Source organism: Curtobacterium sp. WHRI 8282 (assembly GCF_040223925.2).
GTDB classification, from domain to species: domain Bacteria; phylum Actinomycetota; class Actinomycetes; order Actinomycetales; family Microbacteriaceae; genus Curtobacterium; species Curtobacterium flaccumfaciens.
Genome location: NZ_JBEHCD020000002.1, coordinates 801,164 through 824,848 on the forward strand (window position 1 = coordinate 801,164; position 23,685 = coordinate 824,848).

General features: G+C 72.1%; 17 protein-coding genes. 1 reads left to right on the top strand and 16 read right to left on the bottom strand.

Going from position 1 to position 23,685, the window contains the following annotated elements; translation table 11 throughout:
- Positions 1–13 precede the first annotated feature (13 nt).
- The 4 genes from ABRP24_RS10045 to ABRP24_RS10060 all read right to left on the bottom strand — a co-directional run bounded on the left by ABRP24_RS10045 (position 14) and on the right by ABRP24_RS10060 (position 4,075).
- The gene (locus ABRP24_RS10045) at positions 14–1,348 is read right to left on the bottom strand and encodes a site-2 protease family protein (RefSeq protein WP_349848672.1); all 1,335 of its coding nucleotides are present in this window, start codon (positions 1,346–1,348) and stop codon (positions 14–16) included.
- A 124-nt stretch (positions 1,349–1,472) separates the two neighbouring features.
- A complete protein-coding gene (dxr, locus tag ABRP24_RS10050) occupies positions 1,473–2,585 on the bottom strand; it encodes a 1-deoxy-D-xylulose-5-phosphate reductoisomerase (protein ID WP_349848674.1) in 1,113 nt (370 codons plus the stop codon).
- A gap of 2 nt (positions 2,586–2,587) precedes the next feature.
- A complete protein-coding gene (locus ABRP24_RS10055; protein WP_349848676.1) occupies positions 2,588–3,559 on the bottom strand; it encodes an FKBP-type peptidyl-prolyl cis-trans isomerase in 972 nt (323 codons plus the stop codon).
- A 6-nt stretch (positions 3,560–3,565) separates the two neighbouring features.
- Positions 3,566–4,075, bottom strand: a complete 510-nt coding sequence (locus ABRP24_RS10060; RefSeq protein WP_027465770.1) for an OsmC family protein — start codon at positions 4,073–4,075, stop codon at positions 3,566–3,568.
- A 34-nt stretch (positions 4,076–4,109) separates the two neighbouring features.
- On the opposite strand from ABRP24_RS10060, the gene ABRP24_RS10065 reads away from it, so the two are divergent.
- The gene (locus ABRP24_RS10065; protein ID WP_214561454.1) at positions 4,110–5,102 is read left to right on the top strand and encodes an asparaginase; all 993 of its coding nucleotides are present in this window, start codon (positions 4,110–4,112) and stop codon (positions 5,100–5,102) included.
- 64 nt (positions 5,103–5,166) lie between these two features.
- On the opposite strand, the gene ABRP24_RS10070 is transcribed toward ABRP24_RS10065, so the two are convergent.
- From ABRP24_RS10070 to ABRP24_RS10125, 12 genes are all read right to left on the bottom strand, one after another.
- Positions 5,167–5,928, bottom strand: a complete 762-nt coding sequence (locus tag ABRP24_RS10070; protein ID WP_349848678.1) for a hypothetical protein — start codon at positions 5,926–5,928, stop codon at positions 5,167–5,169.
- A 65-nt stretch (positions 5,929–5,993) separates the two neighbouring features.
- On the bottom strand, positions 5,994–8,027 hold the full coding sequence (locus tag ABRP24_RS10075; protein ID WP_349848680.1) for a zinc-ribbon domain-containing protein: 2,034 nt from the start codon (positions 8,025–8,027) through the stop codon (positions 5,994–5,996).
- Complete coding sequence (locus tag ABRP24_RS10080; RefSeq protein ID WP_349848682.1) at positions 8,024–10,495, bottom strand: transglutaminaseTgpA domain-containing protein; 2,472 nt, start codon at positions 10,493–10,495, stop codon at positions 8,024–8,026. Before ABRP24_RS10080 ends, ABRP24_RS10075 begins: the two co-directional genes overlap by 4 nt.
- Positions 10,492–11,805: a DUF58 domain-containing protein gene (locus ABRP24_RS10085; RefSeq protein ID WP_051596797.1), complete on the bottom strand. Its 1,314-nt coding sequence runs from the start codon at positions 11,803–11,805 to the stop codon at positions 10,492–10,494. Before ABRP24_RS10085 ends, ABRP24_RS10080 begins: the two co-directional genes overlap by 4 nt.
- A 98-nt stretch (positions 11,806–11,903) precedes the next feature.
- Positions 11,904–12,875, bottom strand: coding sequence for a MoxR family ATPase (locus ABRP24_RS10090; protein ID WP_027465773.1), 972 nt, complete (start codon positions 12,873–12,875; stop codon positions 11,904–11,906).
- A 58-nt stretch (positions 12,876–12,933) separates the two neighbouring features.
- The gene (locus ABRP24_RS10095; RefSeq protein ID WP_349848685.1) at positions 12,934–18,783 is read right to left on the bottom strand and encodes an Ig-like domain-containing protein; all 5,850 of its coding nucleotides are present in this window, start codon (positions 18,781–18,783) and stop codon (positions 12,934–12,936) included.
- Entirely contained in the window at positions 18,780–20,192 is a 1,413-nt protein-coding gene (locus ABRP24_RS10100; RefSeq protein WP_173034052.1) for a serine/threonine-protein kinase, read from the bottom strand. Before ABRP24_RS10100 ends, ABRP24_RS10095 begins: the two co-directional genes overlap by 4 nt.
- A 130-nt stretch (positions 20,193–20,322) precedes the next feature.
- A complete protein-coding gene (locus tag ABRP24_RS10105; protein ID WP_017885739.1) occupies positions 20,323–21,144 on the bottom strand; it encodes a PP2C family serine/threonine-protein phosphatase in 822 nt (273 codons plus the stop codon).
- Positions 21,145–21,147: 3 nt separating this feature from the next.
- Positions 21,148–21,963 (bottom strand): FHA domain-containing protein, encoded by an 816-nt coding sequence (locus ABRP24_RS10110; protein WP_349848687.1) that lies wholly within the window; start codon positions 21,961–21,963, stop codon positions 21,148–21,150.
- Between the two features lie 25 nt (positions 21,964–21,988).
- The gene (locus tag ABRP24_RS10115; RefSeq protein ID WP_349848689.1) at positions 21,989–22,546 is read right to left on the bottom strand and encodes a hypothetical protein; all 558 of its coding nucleotides are present in this window, start codon (positions 22,544–22,546) and stop codon (positions 21,989–21,991) included.
- 107 nt (positions 22,547–22,653) lie between these two features.
- A complete protein-coding gene (locus tag ABRP24_RS10120; RefSeq protein WP_331279969.1) occupies positions 22,654–23,424 on the bottom strand; it encodes a peroxide stress protein YaaA in 771 nt (256 codons plus the stop codon).
- Positions 23,421–23,684, bottom strand: a complete 264-nt coding sequence (locus ABRP24_RS10125; protein WP_027465776.1) for a F0F1 ATP synthase subunit epsilon — start codon at positions 23,682–23,684, stop codon at positions 23,421–23,423. The genes ABRP24_RS10120 and ABRP24_RS10125 overlap by 4 nt, the downstream gene beginning before the upstream one ends.
- Position 23,685: the final 1 nt, after the last annotated feature.

Here is a 23,685-nt window from a genome sequence, read left to right on the forward strand (position 1 = left end):
TGGCTCGGCAGGCCTACCCGAAGAGGTTCACCGGACGAACGATGTCGGCGTAGATGAGCAGGGCGCTCATGCCCGCCAGCAGAACCACGACCACCATCGTCAGCGGCATCGTCTTCGCCAGGTCGATGGGCCCCGGGTCCGCCTTGCCGACGAGCTTGAACGACCGTCGCTTGATCGCCTCCCAGAGCGCACCGGCGATGTGTCCGCCGTCGAGCGGCAGCAGCGGCACCATGTTCAGCACGAACAGGCCGATGTTGAGCGAGGCCAGCAGCCCGAGGATCGTGTACGCCTTGTCGACCACGGGGACACCGCTCATCGACGAGACCTCGCCGATCGCACGGCCGACGCCCACCACCGACACGGGGCTGTCCTGCGACCGCTCCTGGGCGCCGAACGCGGCGTTCCACACCGCGACCAGGCGCTGCGGCAGGTCGATGATCAGGTGCGCCGACGCCGCGATCTGGGTGCCGGTCGCGGGCAGCACCTCGGCCGGGGACTGCCGCACCAGGGACTGCCCGATGCTGACGCCGACCACGCCGACACGCTGGGTCTTCGTGGTGCCGTCGTCGTTCTTGACGACATTGCCCTCGGCGTCGTAGACGTCGCGGGTGGCGGTCGTCGGGGTGATCTCGAGGGTCTTCCGGGCACCGTCGCGCTCGACCACCACGGTGACCTGCTCACCGGCGGACTCCTGGAAGACCTCGGAGACGCGGGTGATCGTGGGGTCCTGCTCGCCGTTCACCGAGAGCACGACGTCGCCGGACTCGATGCCCGCCTGCTTCGCCGGGGACACGGCGTCGCCGGGCGAGCACTCGGTCGTCCGGCTGTTCGGCAGCACGCACCCGACGCTCGACGTGAAGGTCGTGGTCGGCGCCCCGAACCCGCACAGCAGGACACCGAACAGCACGATGCCGATCACCAGGTTCATGGCCGGACCCGCGACCATCACGATGATCCGCTTCCACGGCGTCAGGCGGTAGAAGGCACGGGAGTCGTCGCCACCGGAGTCCGCGATCTGCTCGGCGCTGGCCTGGCGGGCGTCCTGCACGAACGCGCCGTACATGCCGGTGTTCGTGATGGCGCTCGCCCGGCCCGAGGCGCGCGGCTTGAGCATGCCGACCATCGAGATGTACCCACCGAGCAGGATCGGACGGATCCCGTACTCGGTCTCACCCCGCTTGAACGACCACATCGCCTTGCCGAAGCCCAGCGAGTACTGCGTCACCTTGACGTTGAAGAGCTTCGCGAAGGACAGGTGTCCCAGCTCGTGGAGTCCGATCGAGACCAGCAGGCCGATGATGAAGACGACCACGCCGAGGACGAAGAGCAGGACGGATTCGACGGTCACCGGGAAAGAGTACGGGACTGATTCCATGACGGAGCCGAGCGCCGTCTGAGAGGTGATGTGGGCCTCCCCTCCGTCGCCGTCCGCGGTCTGCCGCCGCCGCGTCGGACGGGAGGCGCGACTCGCGTCAGCGGGTCAGCGCGCGGTCCGCAGCGGTGCGGGCCCACTGCTCCGCCGCGAGCACGCCGTCGAGTGACGGCTCCCCCGCGGTGTGCTCCTCGACGATGCGCTCGACCGTGTCGACGATGTCCAGGAAACCGATCGCGCCGGCGTGGAACGCGGCGACGGCCTGCTCGTTCGCGGCGTTGAACACGGCCGGGAACGTCCCACCCAGCTCGCCCACCCGCTTCGCGAGGGCGACGGCGCCGAAGGCGTCCTGGTCGAGAGGCTCGAACGTCCACGTGCTCGCGGTCGTCCAGTCGAGCGGCACGCCGACGCCGGGCACCCGGTCCGGCCAGGCCAGGCCGAGTGCGATCGGCAGCCGCATGTCCGGCGGCGACGCCTGGGCGATGGTGGAACCGTCGACGAACTCGACCATCGAGTGCACGATCGACTGCGCGTGCACGGTGACGTCGATGCGGTCGTACGGCACGTCGAAGAGCAGGTGGGCCTCGATGACCTCGAGCCCCTTGTTCACCAGGGTGGCGGAGTTCGTCGTGACGACGAGCCCCATGTCCCAGGTGGGGTGCGCCAGTGCCTGGGCAGAGGTGACGTCGTGGAGCTGCTCGCGGGTGCGCCCGCGGAACGGGCCCCCGCTCGCGGTGAGGACGAGCCGCTGCACCTCGGTGTCGACGCCGGAGCGGAGCGCCTGCGCGATCGCGGAGTGCTCGCTGTCGACGGGGACGATCTGCCCGGGTGCCGCGGCCTGCTGCACGAGGGAGCCGCCGACGATCAGGCTCTCCTTGTTCGCCAGGGCGAGGGTGGCACCGCTCTCGAGTGCGGCCAGCGTCGGACCGAGCCCGACCGAACCGGTGATGCCGTTGAGCACGACGTCGGCCTCGACACTCCGGACGAGCCGTTCCGAGTCGGCCGCGCCGAACGCGGTGTCGCGCACGCCGAAACGGGCGGCCTGCTCGGCGACGAGGTCGCGGTTGCTGCCCGCGGTGAGGCCGACGACCTCGAACCGGTCGGGGTTGCGGGCGACGACGTCGAGCGCCTGGGTGCCGATCGAACCGGTGCTGCCGAGGACGACGATGCGTCTGCGGGCCGGACCGGTGCTGCCGAGGCCGCCGTCCGTCACGATCAGCCCTTGGCGAGGATGTCGACCACGAAGACGAGCGTGGCGTTCTTCGGGATGCCCGAGCCCTCCTGCGGGTTGGCGCCGTAGGCGTCCTCCGGCGTGGCGACGATCAGGACCTGCGAGCCGACCTTCTGCCCGACGAGCCCGGTGACGAAGCCCTTGATGAGCGCGCTCTCCGACACGGTGAAGGTGGTGGGGACGCCCTTCGACCACGAGGAGTCGAACTCCTTGCCCGTGTCGTAGACGACGCCCTTGTACTGCACGAGTGCGGTGTCGCCGTCGGCGATCGCGGAGCCGTCGCCCTGCTTGAGCACCTCGACCGTGGTCTTCGTGGGCGCCTTCACGCCGTCGGGGATCGTGATCTCCGGCTCGCCGCTCGACTTGTCCTTGACCGTGGGCAGGGCCGGGTCTTGGTCCTTCGGGGTGCCGTTCGCCTTGGTGGGGGTCTGCGCGACGACGTCGGCGACGACCACGATCTCGCCGCCGGTGTTGAACCCGAGTGCCGAGGACTGTCCGACCGCGGCGATCCGGTCGCCCACCTTCGAGCAGGCGAGGAGTGCGCCGAAGCCCGACCCACCGACGGACAGGACCTGCGGGTTGCCCTCGTCGAAGCCGACGGTGCCGAGCTTCTTGGCGTCCGACGTCTTGTACACGCTGTAGGACACCTGCGCGTAGTCGCCCTCGTCGAGCGCCGCGCCCTTGCCCTTCACGAGCCGGGTGGCCTGCGGCGTCTTCGCGGACAGGCCAGAGGCGAACTTGACGGTCGGGGCCTTCGTCCCACCGAACGACCCGGTCGCCTGGACGGCGTCGGAGGCCTTGCCCGGGTCGGGGCAGGAGGTGATCGCCGAGGCCGTGGCGCTGGCCGACGGGGTCGGCGAGGCCGAGGACCCGTTCGAACCGGAGCCGGAGCAGGCGGCGAGTCCCAGCACGACGGCGGGGACGATGGCGATCGGGAGCAGGCGGAGACGCTTCACGAGGACCTAGTCTGCCCCACCAGTCGAAGAGTCCCCTGCCAATGACGCAGGTCGGACGACCAGCTGCGGCTCGTGGTGCACCGGGAACGCCACGGAGCGTGCGATGAAGCAGAGCTGGTTGGCGGTGACGTGTGCGGCTTCGGCGTCCGCGACGCGGTCGGCCTCGAGGATCGTGACGACCGGGTGCAGGGTCGCCTCGGTCAGTTCACCCGAACCGTCACGGTTCAGGCGGAGCGACGCGGTCGCGGTGTCCTGGTAGTCCACGACGGTGAAGCCCTTCGTGACCGCGACGTGCAGGTAACTGAGCATGTGGCACTGGGCCAGCGCCGCGACCACCATCTCCTCGGGGTTCCAGCGGTCACGGTCCCCGCGGAACGTCGGGTCGGCAGAGCCGGGGACGTCCGGCTTGCCCGTCGCCGAGACCACGTGTTCGCGGCCGTAGTCGCGGTACCCGGACGTGCCGGTCCCGCGGTCGCCGGTCCAGCTGACGGAGACCTCGTAGGAGTGGTCGTGCACGGGTGCGCCCCTTCGCCTTGGCTAGCATGGCGGCATGACGGTGAGCCCCGAAGTCCGCAGTGATCGCCATCCTCTCACCGCCGACGGTTCCGTCGAGCTGGCGGTGCTCGAACGCTCAGGGTTCGACGAGAGCCGACACGTCGGTGCCGGCGTCGTCGTCGACGCGACCGGCACGGTGATCGACTCCGTGGGTGACGTGACGGCGAGCATCTACCCGCGTTCCACCATGAAGCCGTTCCAGGCCCTGGCGGTCCGACGCGCCGGCGCGCTGTTCTCCGACGAGGAGCTCGTCCTCACCACCGCGAGCCATGCCGGGACCGCGGCGCACCAGGCGCTCGCCCTGCACATGCTCGAGTCCTTCGACCACGTCGAGGCCGACCTCGGTTGCCCGCCGGACATGCCGTTCGACCGCGGCACCGCCCGCACGATGGACGGACCCCGCCGACTGGCGATGAACTGCTCCGGCAAGCACGCCGGCATGCTCGCGGCCTGCCGGGTGAACGGGTGGGACGAGGCCACGTACCTCGACATCGAGCACCCGCTGCAGCAGCGGGTGCGTTCCGTGGTCGAGGAGTACACGCACGAGACCGTCGACCTGGTCGGCACGGACGGCTGCGGCGCCCCCGTGTTCCCGCTGACCCTGACGGGGTTGGCACGCGGGTTCGCCGGTGTCGTGGCACGGGCCGACGACGACTCCGCCGCGCTGACCGACGCGGTCCTTGCGCACCCGTGGGCGATCGACGGTGTCGGGCGTGCGAACACGGTCACCATCGAGCGGCTGCAGGTGCTGGCGAAGCTCGGTGCCGAGGGCGTCATGGTCATGGGGTTGCCCGGCGGCGCGGCGGTGGCGGTGAAGGTGCTCGACGGCTCGCAGCGGGCCGGCACCCTGGCGGCCCTTGCCCTGCTCGAGCGGAACGGGCTCGTCGCGTCCGACGGCGTGGCCGAGGTGCTCGAGGCGACCGGTGAGCGGGTGCTCGGCGGTGGCGTCCCCGTCGGTGCGGTGCGCGTCGGTGCCGGGCTGCGCTGATCCGTCGCGGGTGCTGATCCTCGGTCTGCGCTGATCCTCGGTCCGCGCTGCTCCTCGGCGCTGGTCATCGGTCCGCGCTGTCGGGGTCGGGGGCGAGGACCGGCAGCGCCGGGGACACACGGACGACCCCGTCGCCGTCGAGTCGACGGACGGAGCAGCCGTACCGCGAGACCTCGACGGTGACGTCCCGGTGTCGGGGCGCTGCTCCGAGTCCGGGCACGAGCACCACCGTGCCGAGAGGTCGGCCGTCGGTGCCCATCCACACCGCGACCGACGTCCCCGACGGGAGGGGCTCCACTGACGGCGCGCTCGAGGTGGTCAGGGCCGGATCGTCGCTGCCGGAGCCCGCGGCGTCGAGGAGTCCTGGCGCGACGGCCCACCGCAGGTCGTCGTCGGCGTGGACGGCAGCGGCGCGGAGCTGCTCGGCGAGCCCGCGGAACACCGCGACGGCGAGTGCTCCGGCCCCGACGACCACGATGTGGGAGCCGGCATCGACGCGGAGCAGGTTGCCGCCCGACCCGTGCCCGAGGACGAGTGCCGGGGTGCCGTCATCGTCCGCAGAGGTCGTGCCCGTCGCCTGCGCCGTCGAGCCGAGGGGATCGGCCGCGGCGGGCTGGTCCGGCGCACGCGGCGCAACGACCGGGGCCGGACGGGTTCCGGGATCCGGCGGCGCCGATCGGTGCAGCACGACGTCGACCAGGGCGCAGCACGCACCCGCGCCGAGCAGGACGCTCTGCCCGGCACCACTGATCGGCGCGAGGACACCGGCCACGACGAGCGCGACCGCTGCCCCCACGATCACACAGCGGGCGGTGAAGCGGGACATGTCCCCATCGCACCAGGTGCGAACGGCCCAGCGCTGGTCCGCGACGGGATCTGTGGAGAAGTCGCCTACTGCACGAGGAAGAACTGCTCACCGATGTCGACGCGCGCACCACGCTCGACGCGGTACCGCCGACCGGGCTCGCAGCGGCGGATCGATCCGTCGATGTGCCGGACCACCGTGCCGTTGCCGGAGAACCGGTCGGAGACCCACAGGTCGTCGCCGTCGCGGCCGAGCTCGAGGTGGGTCTTCGACACGGATTTGCCCGGATCGTGCACGGTCAGCAGGTCGTCGTACCGCTCCCCCGGCTGCGGTCGCGGCAGGCGGCCGAGCAGGCCCGTGCCGTGCACCCCGAGCCGTTCACCCGTGCTGAAGTGCAGGACGAACGGCGCCCGGGTCGGGGTCTTCGCGACGATGCGGGTCTCGTCGACGTCGTCGTCGGGGTCGTCGGACTCATCGGCTCCGGCGTTCGACTCGGACGGGCTCGCCGGCGGGAGCGGCAGCGCGGGTCCGGTCGCTCCCGAGATCGGGGGCAGCGGCGCAGCCAGTGGCGCACCGGGCGCGGTGGCGGACGGCGCGGAGGACGGGACGGTCGCGGAACCGGGCACCGGCGGGAGCGGGACGCGCGGTACGGCGGACGCCTCGGGCTCGCTGACCGGGGCAGCGTGCGCCCTCCGGGCGCGACGGCCCGAACCGGCCTGCTCGACCCCGGCGCGGACCGGCTCGTCGTCCACCGGGATCTCGTCGTGCGGCTCATCGCCCTGCTCGTCGTGCGCAGCGAGTTCGTCGGCGCTGTTCTCGTCGGACTCGTCCGAGCCCGCGGGGTCGGACGAGCCCGCGGGGTCGGACGAGCCCCCGGCCGGCTCGCCCACATCGTCGGCCGTTCCGGACGTCTCGGTGCCGTCAGGCCCCTGGGTGCCGTCAGACCCCTGGGCGCTGTCAGATCCCTGGGTCTCGTCGGAGCCTTCTGCTGCCCAGTCGGGTCGGGTCATCGGCAAGGGCATGACCGGGCCGGTGAAGGCCGCGGTGACCGCCGGGCGGACGGCTCCGCACTCGCCGCAGAAGATGTCGTCGGGCTCGAGCCGGTTGCCGCAGACGTGGCAGATGGTCGTCTCGTGCATGCCGGGGGTGACGAGCGGGGCCGGACGCGGCGGCCGTCGGTCGATGAGCGGCTCGACCACGGCGGTGTCCCCGGGCTGCGGGGGCGACACGACGGCGGGCTGGTCGTCGGCGGCACTCGTCTCCGACGCCGCCACGATCACCTCGTCGCGCTCCGGCTCGGAGCCGGCCTGGGCATCCTGTTCGCCCTGTGGGTCCGGTCCGTCCTGTGTGTCCTGTCCGTCCTGTGGGTCCGACGCAGGAGCCGCGGTGCCCTGCTCGGCGGCCGGGTCGGCAGGTGCTCCTGGCACCGGCGGAACGACCGGCTCGGACGGCGTCTCGGCAGCCGGGGTACCACGGCCCACCCACCAGGACGGACCGGCGGGTGCCGCTGGGGGTGCGGTGGCGGCCGGCGGTGCCCACACGGGCAGAGCGGGCTCCGCGGTGTGCGGGGGTGCGACGGGCTGCTGCGCCGTCTGCTCAGGACCGGGCGTCGCGGCATCGCGCACCGGGGCGGAGGATGTCGCCGCGCGACCCGGAGCCGGGGCGATGCGGGTGCGCTCGGGGTCGTCGGCGTCAAGGGGCTCGGACGGGTAGGCGTCGGGGTCGAGAGCCGGCTCCGGATCCGACTGGCCCGGCGCGCCCGACCAGTCCCCGAGTCCGGATCCGGCGCCGTGCACGTGGGAGGGCGCCTGGCGCGGCGCGAAGTCGTCGGGACGCTGCACCGGCACGGGTGCCGGCGGTTCGGTTCCACGGCGGTCGGCACCGGTGAGCCAGGCGCGGGTGGCGGGGTCGAGCGTGGCTTCGGGCAACCAGGCGTCGGAGGCCGGGTCGGACCGTCGGCCGTGGGCGTCGGGCTGCTGCAACGGTGGCGGCGGTGCCTGTTCGACGGGGGTCGGCGCGACCGGGCGACGGCTCGCCGCGGCGGTGACCGCGCGTCCGCACTCACCGCAGAAGATCGCCCCGTCCGGGAGCATCGATCCGCAGTGTTCGCATCTGATCACGTGGTGCCTCTGTCCTCACTCGGCCGTCCACGACGCTCGTCCGGCCTCTGGACATCGTAGTCGCCGTGCCCCGACGCAGCCTGGCCGTCGGTTCCACGACGGGACCGCGCCGTCGGACGACGCCCGGCTCCCCGCAGCGACCGGAGCGACACGGCGGTGCGGAACCGCTCCCGCCGGGTCCGCCCGGTCCGGAGCGAACCGATCGCGTCGTCCGTCGCCGCCCACATGCGATCGGCGGTGGACTGGTCGGCATCGCTCGGGCCGAACACCGCACGGTCGGCCAGCGCCGCGAGTCCGGTCCCGCCGTCGCCCGGTGCACCGACGACGGCTTCACGCCGGGTGGCGGATCGCCGTACGTCGTGCCCACGGTCGAGCAGCGCGTCGCGGTACTCGTCCCAGGCGCCGACGATGCGACCCCGGTGCGTGGTGGCGTTCCGCCGTCGTCGCCGTCGCAGTCGCTTCAGCAGCACGATCACGGCGAACGGCAGCAGGACGAGTGCGACGACGCCGAGGGTCCCGAGGGCCCAGGGCAGCACCGCGAGCAGGATCCGGAGCCAGAGCGGCTGCACCGGCGGCGTGTTCCGGTCACTCTCCGGAGGCGTCTGCTGGTCCTGGTCCTGCTGGTCCACCGGGGGCGGCGGCACGACCGTCTCCGGACGGGTCACCGGCTGCGGGGTCTGCTGCTGCTCGTCCGGGATCTCGCGCACCTCGGGGTTGGGGTTGAGCATCACCCACCCCCACTGCGCGGTGTCCACCTCGATGCGGGCCGTGACGTCGGACCCGCGGAAGGTCGTCGTCCCGCCACGCGCTGCGGTGTCGTCGCTGCCCGAGTCGCCCCCGGCCGTGAAGCCCATCACGACCCGCGCGGGGAACCCGATCTGGTCGGCCATCAGCGCGGCCGCCGCGGCGTACTGTTCCTGGTCCCCGATCATCAGGGGCGCGGTGAGGAGCTCCTGGACACGGTCGGCGCCGTGACCGGACCGGCTCATCCGGTCGTCACCGACACCGTGACTGACGTACCCCTTCCGCTGCAGTGCCTGCACCGCGGCGAGGAGCTTCGCACCGGGTGCCGAGACGTCCTTCGTCGTCGACTCCACGGTGTCGCGCACGGCGTCGGGGACGTCCCGTGCGGTGGGGACCGCTGCGCTCCCCGGCCGCGCGGTGGCCAGCTGCCGTTCCGTCGGCTGGTCGGGCAGCACCGCCGTCAGGTCGTAGGACGTGCCGTCCCCCACTCCGCCGACCACGGCGCCGGTGCGGGTCGATCCGTTGTAGAAGAACGCGCCGCGCTCGTCGTCGGCGTCCTGCCCGGTGAACTCCACGCGCTCCAAGTCGCCGACCGTCGGCAGCCACACACCGCGGTACCCGTCGACCGTCACACCGACGTCGACCGTGGTGCCCCGGACGCCACGGACGTCGACCGAGGTCGGCACGCGTTCGAAGGTGCCCGAGCCCGCCGAGCCGTCGGCGCCGCCGACCCGGTAGACCACGCCGTCGTAGGTGTCCAGCGTCGCGATGCGGACGAACCCACCCTCGGGCAGGCCGGTCACCCGGAGCTGGGTCGCGTCCGAGGCGGTGGATTCCTCGTAGGCGCGGAACCCGCTGAGCGGACTGACGTAGTCGCGGGGATCGAACGGCTTCACGACGTCGGTGCGAGCGACGGTGCGGTCACCGGAGGGCGGTGCGACCAGGCCGAGCCCGGTCGCGACGACCGCCGCGGCCACGATGGTGCCGGTGCCCACGAGCGCGGGTCGGACGATGGACCGTGCGACCGGCACACGGGAACCGATGGTGGTCGCCACGGCGACCGCGCGACGCGCGTGCCGGACCGTCAGCGCCCAGACGAGGGCGAGGCCGACCAGGACGACCGCCGTCAGGATCGACGTGTCGAGCCGGCTCGGCCCGACGACCACGCCCACCGCGAAGAGCACCAGTGCCGGGATGCTCGCGAGTTCCTGCCTGGAGGCGCGGGTCGCCACGCTCACGGCGGTCACCGTCGCCACGAGCAGCGTCACGAAGTAGGGCACGAGGAGCGCTTCGTAGGAACCCACCGGAAGGCTGATGGTCACCAGCTGCTTCCAGCCGAGGGCGACGCCGGCGAAGAGGTCGAGGAGTCCGTGTCCGGTGGGCAGCAGGCCGTTCGCCTGGCTCGGCACGGCGGCTGGGACGCCGGTCAGCGTGAACGCGGCGACGGTCGCGATCGCCACGACGGCCATCGGGAGCCGGAGCAGGGTGCCGAGGAGCGCGACGACCGTCCCGATCACGATCGCCGTGACCGCGGCGGTGATCATCGCGCCGTCCCGGTACACCGGCCACCAGGACGTGCTCGCGACGGCCAGCAACAGCCAGACCGCGAGCGTGCCGCCGGCGAGGCGGAACGGGACGAGCCGGCGGGCATCGCGACGGTCGGACCGTCGAGTCGAGCGTCTCGCCCGGTCCGGGGCCGGGGTCGTCACGGGTGCGGCGCTCATGCTGCCGACGCCGATCGGTGCAGGGCATGCCGGAGGTCGTCCAGGTAGCCGATGGTCATCACCGTCAGACCCGCGACACGCAGGAACCGCGGCTGGGCCTCGGGCTCGCAGATCACCGCGACGACCTCCACCCCGACGGGGAACCGCGTGGCGGCGAGTCGGAGCGCGGGCAGGCCGACGGTCGAACCCACGACGAGGAACGCGACGGAGATGCCGTCGGTGTCGCTCCCCACGATCCGGGAGACCTCGGCGATCGGCAGGCACGCGTCGGCCAGGCCGACCGAGGCGAAGTCGTCGAGCAGGCGCGTCGGCGTGACGGTGGGGAGCGTCCGGACGGCGTACACCGCACGCTTCGCGAACTCCGGCGTGCGCTGGGACACCACGACCGAGACCTCGCGGCCGTCACGGATCGCCCGCGCGCCGAGGGAGGCGGCCGCGCTCACCGCGAGTTCGAACTCCTCGTCGTCGGCGAACTCACCGCGGGCGATGCCGAGCGCGACGACGAGGTGCGAGCGACGGGTGTCCTCGAACTGCCGGACCATGAGCGCGCCGGACTTCGCGGTCGACTTCCAGTGGATGGTGCGCGGGTCGTCGCCGGGCATGTACTCGCGGATGGCGTGGAATGCGATGTCCGCGGGCGACAGGTCCGTCGTCGCCTGCCCCTCGAGGTCACGCACCAGCCCGGTACTCGTCGACGGGATCGCGATGGTGCGCGGGTGCACGATGACCTGCTCGCGGGCGGTCCAGACGAGTTCGCGGCGGACGAGTCCCACGGGGTCGGCGCGGACCCCCGTCACGGGCCCGACGTCGAGCACCCCGCGGCGGAGCGTCGGGACGGGGACCTGCCGCTCGAAGGTGCCGTGCGGCCCGATGGCCGGGATGGCGACGTCGACCAGACCGGACCCGACCGGCACCTCGACGGTGGTCGGCACCGACGGCAGGCGCGTGGGGTTCTCCGCCGTGATGATCACACCGGCGTCGTCGCCGACCGCCACACGGTGCTGCGGGAGCCGCATCCGGATCACCAGCCGTGACCGGCCGATCAACGCCACCGCAGCGACCACCGCGAGCACGGCGCCGGCGAAGCCGACGACGACGATCTCCCGCAGACCGAAGCGGTAGCCGGCCACGAACGCGACGAGCGTCAGCGCGGCGACCGTCCACCCGAGCCCGGTGACGACGGACGAGACCTCGCCCCAGAGACGCAGGACGAGCCTCCAGGCCGTTGCCCAGAGCCGGACGATCCCGATGACCGCATCCGCTGCGACGCCCTCGCGGTCACCGACGATCCGCGTCCGGACGTTGGTCATGCCGGTGACCGTCCCCGTGCGCTCGTACGCCGTCGTGCCACGACGCGACCGCGTCGAGGACGGACGGCGCGAGCGCGTGGAGACGGACCGGCGGTCCGTCACGTCGTGACTCGGTCGGCGGGCGGCGGGGTCTCCACCAGGAGCTGCGCGATGACGCTCGGTGCGCTGACGCCGTCGAACTCGGCCTCGGCGTCGAGCACCAGGCGGTGCGCGAGGACCGGGACGGCCAGCGCCTTCACGTCGTCCGGTGTGACGTAGTGGCGACCGCTCAGCGCCGCGAGGACACGTGAAGCGCGGATCAGGCCCATCGCCCCTCGAACGCTGACGCCCAGCCGGACCTCGCTCGCGGAGCGGGTCGCGTCCACCAGGCGGGCGACGTAGTCGGCGATCACGGCGTCGACGTGCACGGTGCGCGCCAGGGCGGCCATCTCGGTGATGGTCGCGGCGGGCACGACGCTCGCCAGCGGGACCGACGCCGACGGAGCCGACGAGGTCTCGAGGATCTTCACCGTCGCCGCGTGGTCGGGGTAGCCGATGGACGTCTTCATGAGGAAGCGGTCGAGCTGTGCCTCGGGCAGGCGGTAGGTGCCGGCCTGCTCGATCGGGTTCTGGGTCGCGATGACCATGAAGGGCGCGGCGAGACGGTGGTTGACGCCGTCGACCGTGATCGCGGACTCCTCCATCGCCTCGAGCAGCGCGGACTGGGTCTTCGGGCTCGCACGGTTGATCTCGTCAGCGAGCACGATGTTCGCGAACACGGGTCCGCGGTGGAAGTCGAACTCCTGCGTCCGCTGGTCGTAGACACTGATCCCGGTGATGTCGCCCGGCAGCAGGTCGGGGGTGAACTGGATGCGGTTCGTGGTGCCCTGCACGCTCTGCGCCATCGCTCGGGCGAGGCTCGTCTTGCCCGTTCCGGGAACGTCCTCGAGGAGCAGGTGCCCCTCACTGAGCATCGCCGTGACCGCGAGGCGGATCACGAACGTCTTCCCGAGGAGCACCTGCTCGACGTTGGTCACGATGCGGCCTGCGACGTCGGCGAACCAGGTGGCCTGCTCCGGGGTCATGCTCATGCGGGATGGTCCTTCGGTCGTGGCGGGAGGGCGGCGTTGGCGGGTCGGGCGGCGGGTGTCAGCCGCCGGGGGCTGGTTCCGGGGCAGGCTGCTCGGGAGCGGGGGCATCGGCAACCGGGAAGGCCTCGGTGGGCTCACCCTCCTGGGACAGCTCGGACCCGTCCGCTGTCCTGACGGTCGCGCGGACCTTCACGGAGCTGGCACCGACCGGAGGGGTCGGAGCGGTCTCCCCGGCGTTCCAGCTGTCGGTGCCGACGAACACGTTGCCGCCCTCGTCGAGGAACCAGTCGGCGGTGAACCGGACCGTGCCACCGCTGGGACCCGAGACCACCAGCGGCTTGCCCTGCTGCGCCGCGGTCACGGCCACACGGGTGTCGAAGGCGGCGGCGGCACCGGTCCAGGACTGGTCGTCCGTCGTGCAGAACGTGCTCCCTGGTCCGCCGCACGCGCGGAGGACCAGCTGCGAGGAGACGTTGCGACCGCCCGTCCCAGGAACACCCGTCCACGTCTGACCCGGCTGCAGCCTGACCGTCTGTCCGCCGGTGTCGAGCTGGTAGTGGTCCACGCTCCGCGACGGTGCCGTCACGGAGACGTTCCAGAGGTTGGTGCTCGTCTGGGTCGTCCCCACGTCCGGCCGGTTCGTCCCCGACGGACGCTCGTAGGTCACGGCGTCGACGTACTCGACGTTGCAGAAGAAGCCGTTGGAGACGGTGACGGCGTACCGCGTCGAGCCGCCACCGACGCCCGAGTCACGGGCCGGACTCGAGCTGCCGATCGAGTTCGAGGACGGGGCCGCGCAGTCCACGTTGCCGGATCGGAACACGGCGTACCGGAGACCGGAACCGCCAGCGGCATCGCCAGCGCTCCAGCTCACGGTCACGGTCGAGCGACCCGACGAATCCGCCTGGTCGCCGGCTACCGCCTGGAGGTTCGTCGGCTTGCCCGGCGTCCCGACCGCGCTTCCGGTGGCGGACGCGGAGTTCCACTGCACGACGGTGCCGTTGCGGTCGGCGGCGTTCCGGGCCGACACGGTGACCGTGTACTGGGCGGCACTCTGGGCGCCGGTGAACGAGGTGCTCGTGGCGGTGCCGGTGTTGCGGGTGTCGGACAACCCCGGACCCTCGATCGTCACGACGTAGTTGTCGACCGCGCTGCCGTTGTTCGGCGCGGACACCTTGCCCCAATTGACGTCGAGCTGGTTCGGCGTCGACCTGCTGGGTGTGACCGTGATGCCCTTCGGCGGTGCCGGCACGAAGTCCGCACTCATCGGACCCGAGCGGGCCGAGGGCTTCGAGTCACCGATCGCGTTGGTCGCCACGACCTGGAACCGGTAGGACTCCTTCGGGTCGAGGCCGGTGACCGTGCACACCGTCGCGGTCCCGCAGTTCTTCGAGACGCCGTTGGTCCCGACGACGCGGTAGCCCGTGATGGGCGAGTTGTTGCTCTGCGGGGTCGCCCAGGTCAGCGTGGCCTGACCACCGTCGTAGGAGCCGGTGCGGGTGGGCGCCCCCGGCGCGTCCGGGACGTCCTGCACCGAGATCGTGACGTCGCCCCAGACGTACCGGTCGGGGTCGTTCGTGGCGTCCGCCACCTGGTACTGCAGGTGCGCGTCGCCGGGCTTCGCGGTTCCGGCGACCGCGACCTGCAGACGCGAGCGATCACCGCTCGGTGTGACGGTGACACCCTTCGGGAGTCCGCCGGACAGACCGCGGATGTTCACGACGCGCAGCCGCTCGCCGGGGAACGGGTTGGTCGGCTGGTCGTTCGTCAGGACGTCGAGGGTGGTGGTCGCCCCGCGCTTCGTCACCGCGCGGTCGGCGCCCGGCTGGACCACCGGCCGGGTGGAGCCGACGACGCCCACGGCGACCGTGCCGGCACGACCGGCGTTGGCGTCGTCCGCGACGCCGATCCCGATCGATGCGGTGGTGTTCTTCTTCGCGGTGTCGGCGACCGCGATGGTGAGCTGCTGCTTCGCGATCGACGCGGTCGTCCCAGCGGCGGGCCGGCCGACGATCGAGTACCGGAGCTCCGGCAGGTCCTTCGGGTACGGGTAGTCGGTGAGCTTCCTCAGGTCGATCTTCCGCGTCTCGCCCGGCTGCATCTCGATCGAGGAACCCGCGAACGCCGGCGGCTGGTTCGACCGGGGCGTGACCGTGATCGGGAGCACGAGGGTGGCGACGCGGCCCTTGCCGCCGTTCGCCGACGAGCCGTCGGTGACCTCGAAGGAGATCGACGCCTTGCCGTAGTAGAGCTTCGACGACGTGAACTGCAGCGTCGACGAGTCCACCACCAGGCTCTGCCCGTTCGCGTGGGTGGCCTTGACCGTGCCGCGGTCGGTGATCTTCGCGGTCTCGCCGTTCGCCGTCACGACGAAGTCCTGCAGCGGGATGCGGACCGTGGCCTCGCTCTTCACCGTGACCGCGCCGGCGCTGCGGTTGATCTGGGGCAGGGCGTCGTCGAAGCCCGGCACGTTGATGAAGCCGTAGGAGACGATGTCCGGGTGGTCGAGCCGGGCGACCGAGAACGGGATCACCTGCGAATCGTCGGTCAACCGGACCGTGATGCGGCCGTCGCCGGTGGGCGTCGCCGTGTCGCCGTAGCCGGGGACGACCCCGACCCGGAGGTCGGCCGCGGTGCCCTCGGCGAAGAAGACGTTGTCGAGCACGTCGACGGTCACGCTCTTCCGGCGGAGGATGTCCTGCAGGTCGAGGGTCGTGTCGTCGACCTCGGGCCGGAGCGGCTGGGCGTCCGGGTCGACGGTCACCGTGAGGAAGGTCGTGCTCGATCCCCCGCTGCTGTTCGCGACGGTGTAGAGCACGGCGTAGTCACCGCGCTTCGCCGACTTCGGGGGCGTGACGCGGATCTGCTGCTTCCGGAGGATCTTCGCCGTGACGTCCTCGGCCGTCGGCTCGGCCTGCGCGACGGTGAGCTGCCCGCCCTCGGGGTCGGAGTCGTTCTGCAGGACACGCACCGTCACCGACCCACCGGGACGGATCGTGACGTGGTCGGCCTCGGCCACGGGCTTCGAGGCCTGCTCGGCGCGGGGTGCGATACCCACGCGCACGGTGCCGGACGCGCGGGCCCCGAGAGCGTCCACGACCGTGTAGGTGAACTCGTCGGTACCCGCCGAGTAGTCGCCGGCCTCGTAGGTCAGGGCGTCCGAGGCGACGTCGGCGACCGATCCCTTGTCGGGGTTGGAGCCCACTCCGACGAGCTGGACGGAGTCGCCGTCCGGGTCGATCCCGTTCAACGGCACGCTGATCCGCACCGACGACCCGGCGACCACGCGCGCGGTGACGGTCTGCGGGACCGGCGGGTTGTTGGTCGCGGCGTCACGCTCGCGCACCGAGATCGACACGGCGGCATCGGCGTACTGGCCGTCGGGGCCGGCCACTCGGTAGACGGCGGTGTAGTTGCCCGGCGTCTTCGGGGCGAGGTAGCGCAGGTGGTCACCGGAGACGAACAGCAGGCCGCCGTTGCCCGGCACGTTCTGCACCAGTTCGGGCTGGAGCGTCAACGGTTCGCCCTCGGGCTGGGTGTCGTTGCCGAGCACGTCGATGTTCGCGACGTCTCCGACGCGCACGGTGGCGGTGTCGGGCTGGGCGACAGGAGGCTGGATGCGGTCGGGCTTGGGGATCTCGACGACGGTGATCGTGCCGGGGGACGACGCCAACCCGTTCGTCTCCGTGTACCCGAACGAGACCGGACCGTCGAGCGGCGCCGTGAGCGTGACGCGGACCTTGTGCTGGTCGAGGATGGTCGCCTGCACCCCGCTGCCCCGTCCGGGTCCGTCGAGCGCCGTCACGAGCAGCACCCCGCCCGCCGGGTCGATGTCGGTCGCGGTGACGTCCGTGTCCTTGGTGGACAGGGTGTTGACGAACACCGTCTTCGGCGTGGTGATCGGCGCCGTCGAGGCGTCCGGTGGCGCGAGGACGGTCACCCGGACGATGCCGCTCGACGTCTTCACGCCGTCGGTCACCGTGTACTCGAGCTGGTGGTCGCCCGCCCGCTCCCCTTGCACCCGGAAGGTCCCGGCGTCGTAGCTCGGGGTGACGGTGAGCCCGGATGCCGACGACACGCTGGTCAGTGTCACGGTGCCGTTGCCACCACGCACGTGGTCGAGTGGCTCGACCGTGAAGGCCTTGCCGGCGTACCCGGACACGGGGAACGGGTCGGCGCGCAACGGGACGGTGCCCTGCTTGGCCACCCGCACCGTCACGGCGCCCCGGCCGTCAGCGCGTCCGTCGCTCACGACCAGCTGCACCGACCGCTCACCGGTGCGGCCGCTGTCGTTCCGGAAGTCGAGCAGGCCGTCCGGTGTGGTGGACACCCGGTCGCCGTTCGACGCGGTGGCCGACTCCAGGTACACCGGGTCGCCGTCCGGGTCGATCCAGTCACCGAGCACGTTCGAGACCACGTGCCCGTTCTGGACGACGTCGGCCGAGGTGTCACGGACCTGCCGCGGCGCCTCGTTCTCGCTGTCGGGGCGCACGCGGATCCGGACCGTCGCGGTGTCCGAACCGCCGTTGCCGTCGGTGATCGTGTAGGGGAACGTCACGGTCCCGGTGGCTCGCGGCGACAGCGTGACCTGCAGACGTTGTCCGTCGCCGACGATCGCGACGTGGCCGACGGACTTCGAGATGGTGCCGACCTCGCTCACGATGATCGGGTCACCGTTCGGGTCGTAGTCGTTCAGCAGGACCGGGAGGCTCGTGGTGCGTCCCGGACGAGCGCCAAGTTCGTCGTCCACCGCCACCGGCGGCTTCTGGTCCTTGTCGACCTCGGGGTCGTCGTCGGAGACCTGCTCCTGCTGCTGCTCGTCGTCCTGCTTGATCAGGTCGGCCCAGTTGTCGATGAGCTGACCACTCCGGTCGATCGCCCAGGATCGGCCGCTCGTCGGGTCGTTGGCGACGACGGTGTCGCCGTTGTGCAGGATCTGCAGTTCGCTCGTACCGCCGGTGCTCGCCAGCCGCTGCAACGCGCTGCCGTCGCACGTGTCGATCGCCTGTCCGCCCGCCCACGCGGCGTATGTGCAGGAGCCGTCGACGTAGGGCCGCGCGGCTCGACCGGACACCTCGAGCGCGGTGCCGTCCACGGTGCCGGAGGCACTGACGCGGACCAGGCCCGCCGTGCCGGCGACCGTGACCTGGGCCGTGGTGTCCGACGACCGCTGGAGGGCCGGCGACGACCCCACCCGGTCGCCGAGCTCGACGGTGCGCCCGTCGACCGACAGGGCACCGCTCGTGCGGTCGAGCACGGCGAGGTGCCCGTCGAACGTGGCGACCTGGAAGTCGTCGCCCCGGTCCATGTCGACCTTCCACCGTTCGGCGACGGTGAGTGTCGTGCCGACGTCGACCAGCGACGCCGTTCCGGTCTTCGCGGAGTAGACCGCGACGTGGCCGTCGGAGGCGTCGAAGACGGTGTCGGCGCCCAGGGTCAGGTCGGCCCTGGCCGACGCGTCGAACTCGGCGAGGTCGCTCGCGGGGGTCGACCAGAGCTCACCCGTGTCCGCGTTGCCGATGACCGCGGTGTCGCCCGCGAAGAAGACCTGCGGCGTCCCGGCAGGCAGCGTGATCGCATCACCCACGGTGGCGTCGGCGACGTCGACCCGGGCGACCGTGCCCTTGGTCTCGTCGACGCTGTAGACGGTGGAGCCGCGCTGCAGCACGGACAGGTCGTCGCTGGCCGTCTCGACCGCGGTGTTGAGCTGCAGGATGCCGGTGTTCGCCCGGCCGACCGCGCCGTACTCGGCCGAGGGCACCCAGACGGTGCCGTCACCGAGGTCGACGCGTTGCGTGTGGTACCCGGTGGAGACGATGGCCGTGGTCGCGACGACGGCGGCGACGAGCAGCGAGGCACCGGTGGTCACGGCTGCGGAGCGGTGCTTCGCGAGGAGGGCGCGGATCACCCGGCGCTCCCGATCGTCGCGCACTTCTGCGCGCTCGCAGCACCCGTCTTGCCGTCGCGGTTCACCGCGACGGCGATGCACTCCTCGTCGCCGCGTTCACCGGAGACGACGAACGTCGTGCCGGTCTGCTGGCTCGAGGACCCGTTGGACGAGATGACGTACGTGTCGCCGCTGCGCAGCCCCGGGTCGGTCCAGCTGAAGGACACGGACTGCGGCGACGGCTCGGCACGGACCTCGGCCACGACCGGGATCGCCCCGGCGCCGAGCCGACCGACGACGACGACCGTGGCGATCGCGAGGGCCGCGACCACGACGACGGCAAGGGACGTCGCCCAGACCAGGGTCGAACGGGTTCGGCGACGGGCACGGGTCACGGACCCGGTGCGGTGCACGGTGCCGACGCTGTGCGAACCGCCGGCCACGACCCCGCCCTGCACCGCGCGGCGGGTCCGACGACGCGCACCGACCCGGGTGGGTGGCTGCAGCTCACGGATCACGGTGCGGTCCCCGTGCGGGGTGGGCGTCGAGATCGCCCAGGCCTCGACCGCGACGTCGGCGGACGTCTGCGGGATGCCGAGCTCGGCCTCGACCTGCTGGAACCCGCGCACGAGTTCCATCACCGTCGCGGGGCGTCCCTGCGGCTTGCGGGACAGCGCCGAGGCGAGCAGACGCTCCAGCGAGGGCGGCACGTCGGTGCGACCGGTCGGCTTCACGCCGCCCTTGTCGATCCGGTGCATCAGGTCGTTGGCACCGTTCTTGCCACCGCGGACCTCGAACGGGCTGCGCCCGGCGAGGAGCGAGTACACCGTCGCAGCGAGTGAGTACACCTCGGACTGGATCGTGCCGCGCGACTCGTCGATCAGGACCTCGGGCGCGGACCACGGGATCGACATGCCGATCGGCTCGTCGGGGTCGGTGCCCCCGATCGTCGCGGCGATGCCGAAGTCGGAGAGCACGGGGTTGCCGTAGGCCGTCAGCAGGATGTTCGAGGGCTTGATGTCGCGGTGCAGCACGCCCTCACGGTGTGCGGTCTCGAGCGCCGAACCGATGCGGATGCCGATCGACAGCACCTCGGACACCGGGATCGGTTCGCGACGGTAGCGCTCGCTGAGGGACGACGAGCAGAGCTCCATGACCAGGTAGGGACGGCCGTCAGCGGCGACGCTGGCCTGGAAGACGGTGAGGATCGACGGGTGCGTGCTGAGCCGGGCCATCAGGTTGGCCTCGGCCTGGAACATCTGCCGGACGCGGTCGTCGACCACCTCGTCCAGCAGCACCTTCACCGCGACCTGTCGTCGGGGCATGTCCTGCTCGTAGAGGAAGACGTCGGCGAAGCCACCGGACCCGAGGACGTGGACGGGACTGAAACCGCCGATCACGGGCGGGTTGGACGGCAGGCGTCTCGCCATGGTCCTCTCCTCCCCCGGCCGAGCGGCCAGCTCTCTCGACGTGGCCATTTCATTGTACGAAGCGTGGGTGACGGACATTCCGCACGCCGATCCCCCACAGCTCGACGCGTTCCCCCAGTTCGGGGGCCAGTCAGTGCCTCGGCAGCGTGTCCTCGAGGTCGCCGTCGTCCGGTGCGGCATCGACCTGCAGCACCACCACGGTGACGTTGTCACGACCGCCGGCCACGACGGCGTCGCCCACCAGACGCTCCGCCAGGTCCTGCGCGCCCGGCTCACGTGCCGCGATGCGCGCGATGCCGGCGTCGCCGAGCTCCTTGGTCAGCCCGTCGGAGCAGACGATGTAGCGGTCACCGGCTCGCAGGGGCAGGGTCCACCAGTCCGGTGCCGGCGGTTCGCCGAAGCCGACCGCACGCGTGATGACGTTGCTGTCCGGGTGCTGCTCGGCGTCCTCGGCACGCAACAGACCGGCGTCCACCATCTCCTGCACCACCGAGTGGTCGACGGTGACGCGGCGGAGCACGCCGTCCTCGATGCGGTAGGTGCGGGAGTCACCGACGTTGAACACGAGCGCTGCGGGCTGCCCGAGCGAGGCCACGAGCGCGATCCCGGTGACGGTGGTGCCCGCGCCGATGGCGTTGCCGCCGGCTGCGCGCTCGATGTCGGCGGTCGCGAGGAGCAGTGCACGCTGGATGCCCTGGCGCGTGGTGAACGGTTCGGCCGTCACCTGTTCGAGCCGACGCACGACCGCGTCGCTGGCGCGGTCGCCCGCGAGGTGCCCGCCCATGCCGTCGGCGACGACGAAGAACGGCGCGCCCACGATGTAGCTGTCCTCGTTGTGGTCACGCCGTCGACCGACGTCGGTCGCGGCTCCCCACGAGAGCGTCAGGGTGGCGCCGTCGGCACCGGGGACGTCGATGGCGTGCGCAGTGGCTGCTCGGCCGAGTTCGGTCACGTGTCAGGATCGCTCTCTGGTGGGTCGGGGCGTGCCGTGTGCTGTCTGATCGGAGGGCCACGGGGGAACCGGAGGCAGCCCCTCTGCCGTCGGTGCGACCCGGAGGTACGGCGAGAGGACCTCGATGGCGTTGCCGTCACCGATCTCGACTACCGTACCCGTCAGCGCCACGATCGACGCACCCGACGCCATGCGGTAGGCGGGCGCACCGGCCGGGCGGACGACGGTGCCGTTCGTGGACCGGAGGTCCTGCACGACGACGGCTTCGCCCTCGGCGTGCATCCGGACGTGGGACGACGACACCTGCCCGTACGCCGACCGCACGGTCACGAGTTCGGGTTGCGGATCACGTGTGACCCGGGGCAGCGACGGCCGGCGGCCGATGACCACCGGGTGGTCGAGCCGGAAGGTGCGGTCGCCGATGCGGATCGAGGGCACGCGTGCCGCGGGTGCGGCGGGTACCGACGGGACGGCCGGGAGGCCCGGGGCAGCACCCACGAACGGGCCCGCTCCGGCGCCGGGTCGCGCCGGCACCCGGACGACGGTGTCCTCCGGATCGACGTCGTCCACCGCTGCCGGTGCCTCGGCGGGTGCACCGACCGGGGGCCGGATGACCGTGTCACCGAGGACCCCGTCGTCGGCCCCGGGGGCGGAGTCCGGACCCGCTCCGGGGAGGACGGGACCTGCGCCGCGGATGACGGTGTCACCGACGGCGTCCGCCGTCCGGTCTCCCGCCGGCGATCGTCGGGGTCGCCGGATCACGGTGTCCTCGATGTCGTCGTCGTACAACCGGAGCCCTCCCAGTGTGGTCTCCCCCACCGTAGACGATCCGGTCGACCCCACGTCATCGACGCTCCCACGACGGCCCGCTGCCCGCGACGACCGAGCGCAGGACGAGCCCCGCGAGCGGGTCGTCGGCGCGCGTCTCGAGGGCGTACCGGGCACGCGTCTCCGCCCGGGCCCAGGACCCCAGCGCCCACGCACACCAGGCACCGAGCGACAGGGCACCGGCGGCACCCGACGATCCGTCGAAGGGGCCGTCCTGCGCCCGCCACACTCGCCACGCGTCGGCGCACCGGTCACCGGCGAGCCGCACGCGGGCACGATCGGGAGCCGGGCCGAAACCGAGGAGCGCCGGTGGTGTCGGGTCGGCGAAGGGGTCGAACACCCGGATCGACCGCGGGTCCGGCGTGCCCTGCGCCGCGATGAACGGCACCAGGGCCATCCGGGGCGCGAGTGCGCCGCACGCGGTCACCACGGCCGTCGCAGCCGCCGTCGACAGGTCCGCACGGCCGGGCGCGACCAGCGCGGCCGCTGCGGCGGGGAGGGTGACCGCCGCGGCGATCTCGCGAGGAAAACGGACTGCGGAGCCGGGGCCGGACTGTGCCGTGAGAGGGATCATGCACGCCATCGAAGCGTGCTGCGGGCCTCCAGGCAGGGGCGCCCCGGCCATCTGTGGACCGGAGCTGCCCCACCCACGCCTGTGGAGGACGAGCCGGCGGAACCCGCTCAGGCGGCGACGGGCTCCAGGCTCTCGGCGACCAGGTCCCAGCCGCCCTCGTTGCGTTCGACCACCACGCCGTTCGCCGCCGCCCAGACGACCAGGTCGTCCATGCTGCCGATGCTCGCGCCGGTGCGGGCGAGCAACGCCACCAGGCGGCCCTTCGCGGTCTTGTTCCAGTGGTTCAGTGCACGACGACGACCGGAGCCGTCAACGCTCACCACCCGTGGTGTGACCGCTCCGGACAAGGGCCCGAGCTGCCGGTACCCCTCGGACCGCAGGTCGAGCACCAGGCCGTCCGCACGGGTCAGCAGCGAACGGGTCGACACCGTGGGCCAGTGCGCGGCCAACCGGATCGAACCGAGCCGCGAGTCGTGCGACAGCCGGTACGCCGGGATCGGGTCACCGGCGCCGATCGGGCCGAACATCGCGGACTGCACGATCACGTGCTCCGCCCACCACGCACGGGTCGCCGCGTCCGCGTCCTGCACGCCCAACGGGTCGTAGAGGACCCCCGTGTACCGCTCGATCGCGGGCATGGTGCCCGAGGTGTCGAGCTCGAGGTTCCGGAGGCGCTCGGCGATGGACTTCGGACCGAGCTTGAGTGCCGTCCTGGCCGAGGACTCCTCGGAACTGACGAAGCGGGCCGCGGTGATCACCGCGGCCCGCTCATCGGCCAGTTCCGGGAACGAGAGTGCACGCAGATCGAGCGTGCGGCTCGTGTCCCCGCCCTCCCGCTTCGTCTCCGAAGGCGGGAGCAGGACGGTCAGTCCGGTCAGGACGCCAGCGCGGCCTGCCGCGCGACGATCGTCACCGTGTCGTGCTCGACCGACAGGAAGCCGTCCTCGGCGTCGACCGCGACGGTCGACCCATCGGCCCGCGTGATGCGGACCTGACCCTGCGCCAGGATCGCGAGCATCGGCTCGTGTCCGGCGAGGATGCCGATCTGGCCCTCTGTCGTCCGTGCGACGACCATGGTGGTGTCGCCCGACCAGACCTCGCGGTCAGCCGAGACAACGCTCACGCTGAGACCCGCCATG

Coding starts and splice junctions, on each gene's coding strand:
- ABRP24_RS10065 (WP_214561454.1), top strand. CDS start 4,110: ATGACGGTGAGCCCCGAAGTCCGCAGTGATCGCCATCCTCTCACCGCC.
- ABRP24_RS10090 (WP_027465773.1), bottom strand. CDS start 12,875: ATGAGCATGACCCCGGAGCAGGCCACCTGGTTCGCCGACGTCGCAGGC.
- ABRP24_RS10100 (WP_173034052.1), bottom strand. CDS start 20,192: ATGGCGAGACGCCTGCCGTCCAACCCGCCCGTGATCGGCGGTTTCAGT.
- ABRP24_RS10125 (WP_027465776.1), bottom strand. CDS start 23,684: ATGGCGGGTCTCAGCGTGAGCGTTGTCTCGGCTGACCGCGAGGTCTGG.
- ABRP24_RS10085 (WP_051596797.1), bottom strand. CDS start 11,805: ATGACCAACGTCCGGACGCGGATCGTCGGTGACCGCGAGGGCGTCGCA.
- ABRP24_RS10115 (WP_349848689.1), bottom strand. CDS start 22,546: ATGATCCCTCTCACGGCACAGTCCGGCCCCGGCTCCGCAGTCCGTTTT.
- ABRP24_RS10070 (WP_349848678.1), bottom strand. CDS start 5,928: ATGTCCCGCTTCACCGCCCGCTGTGTGATCGTGGGGGCAGCGGTCGCG.
- ABRP24_RS10080 (WP_349848682.1), bottom strand. CDS start 10,495: ATGAGCGCCGCACCCGTGACGACCCCGGCCCCGGACCGGGCGAGACGC.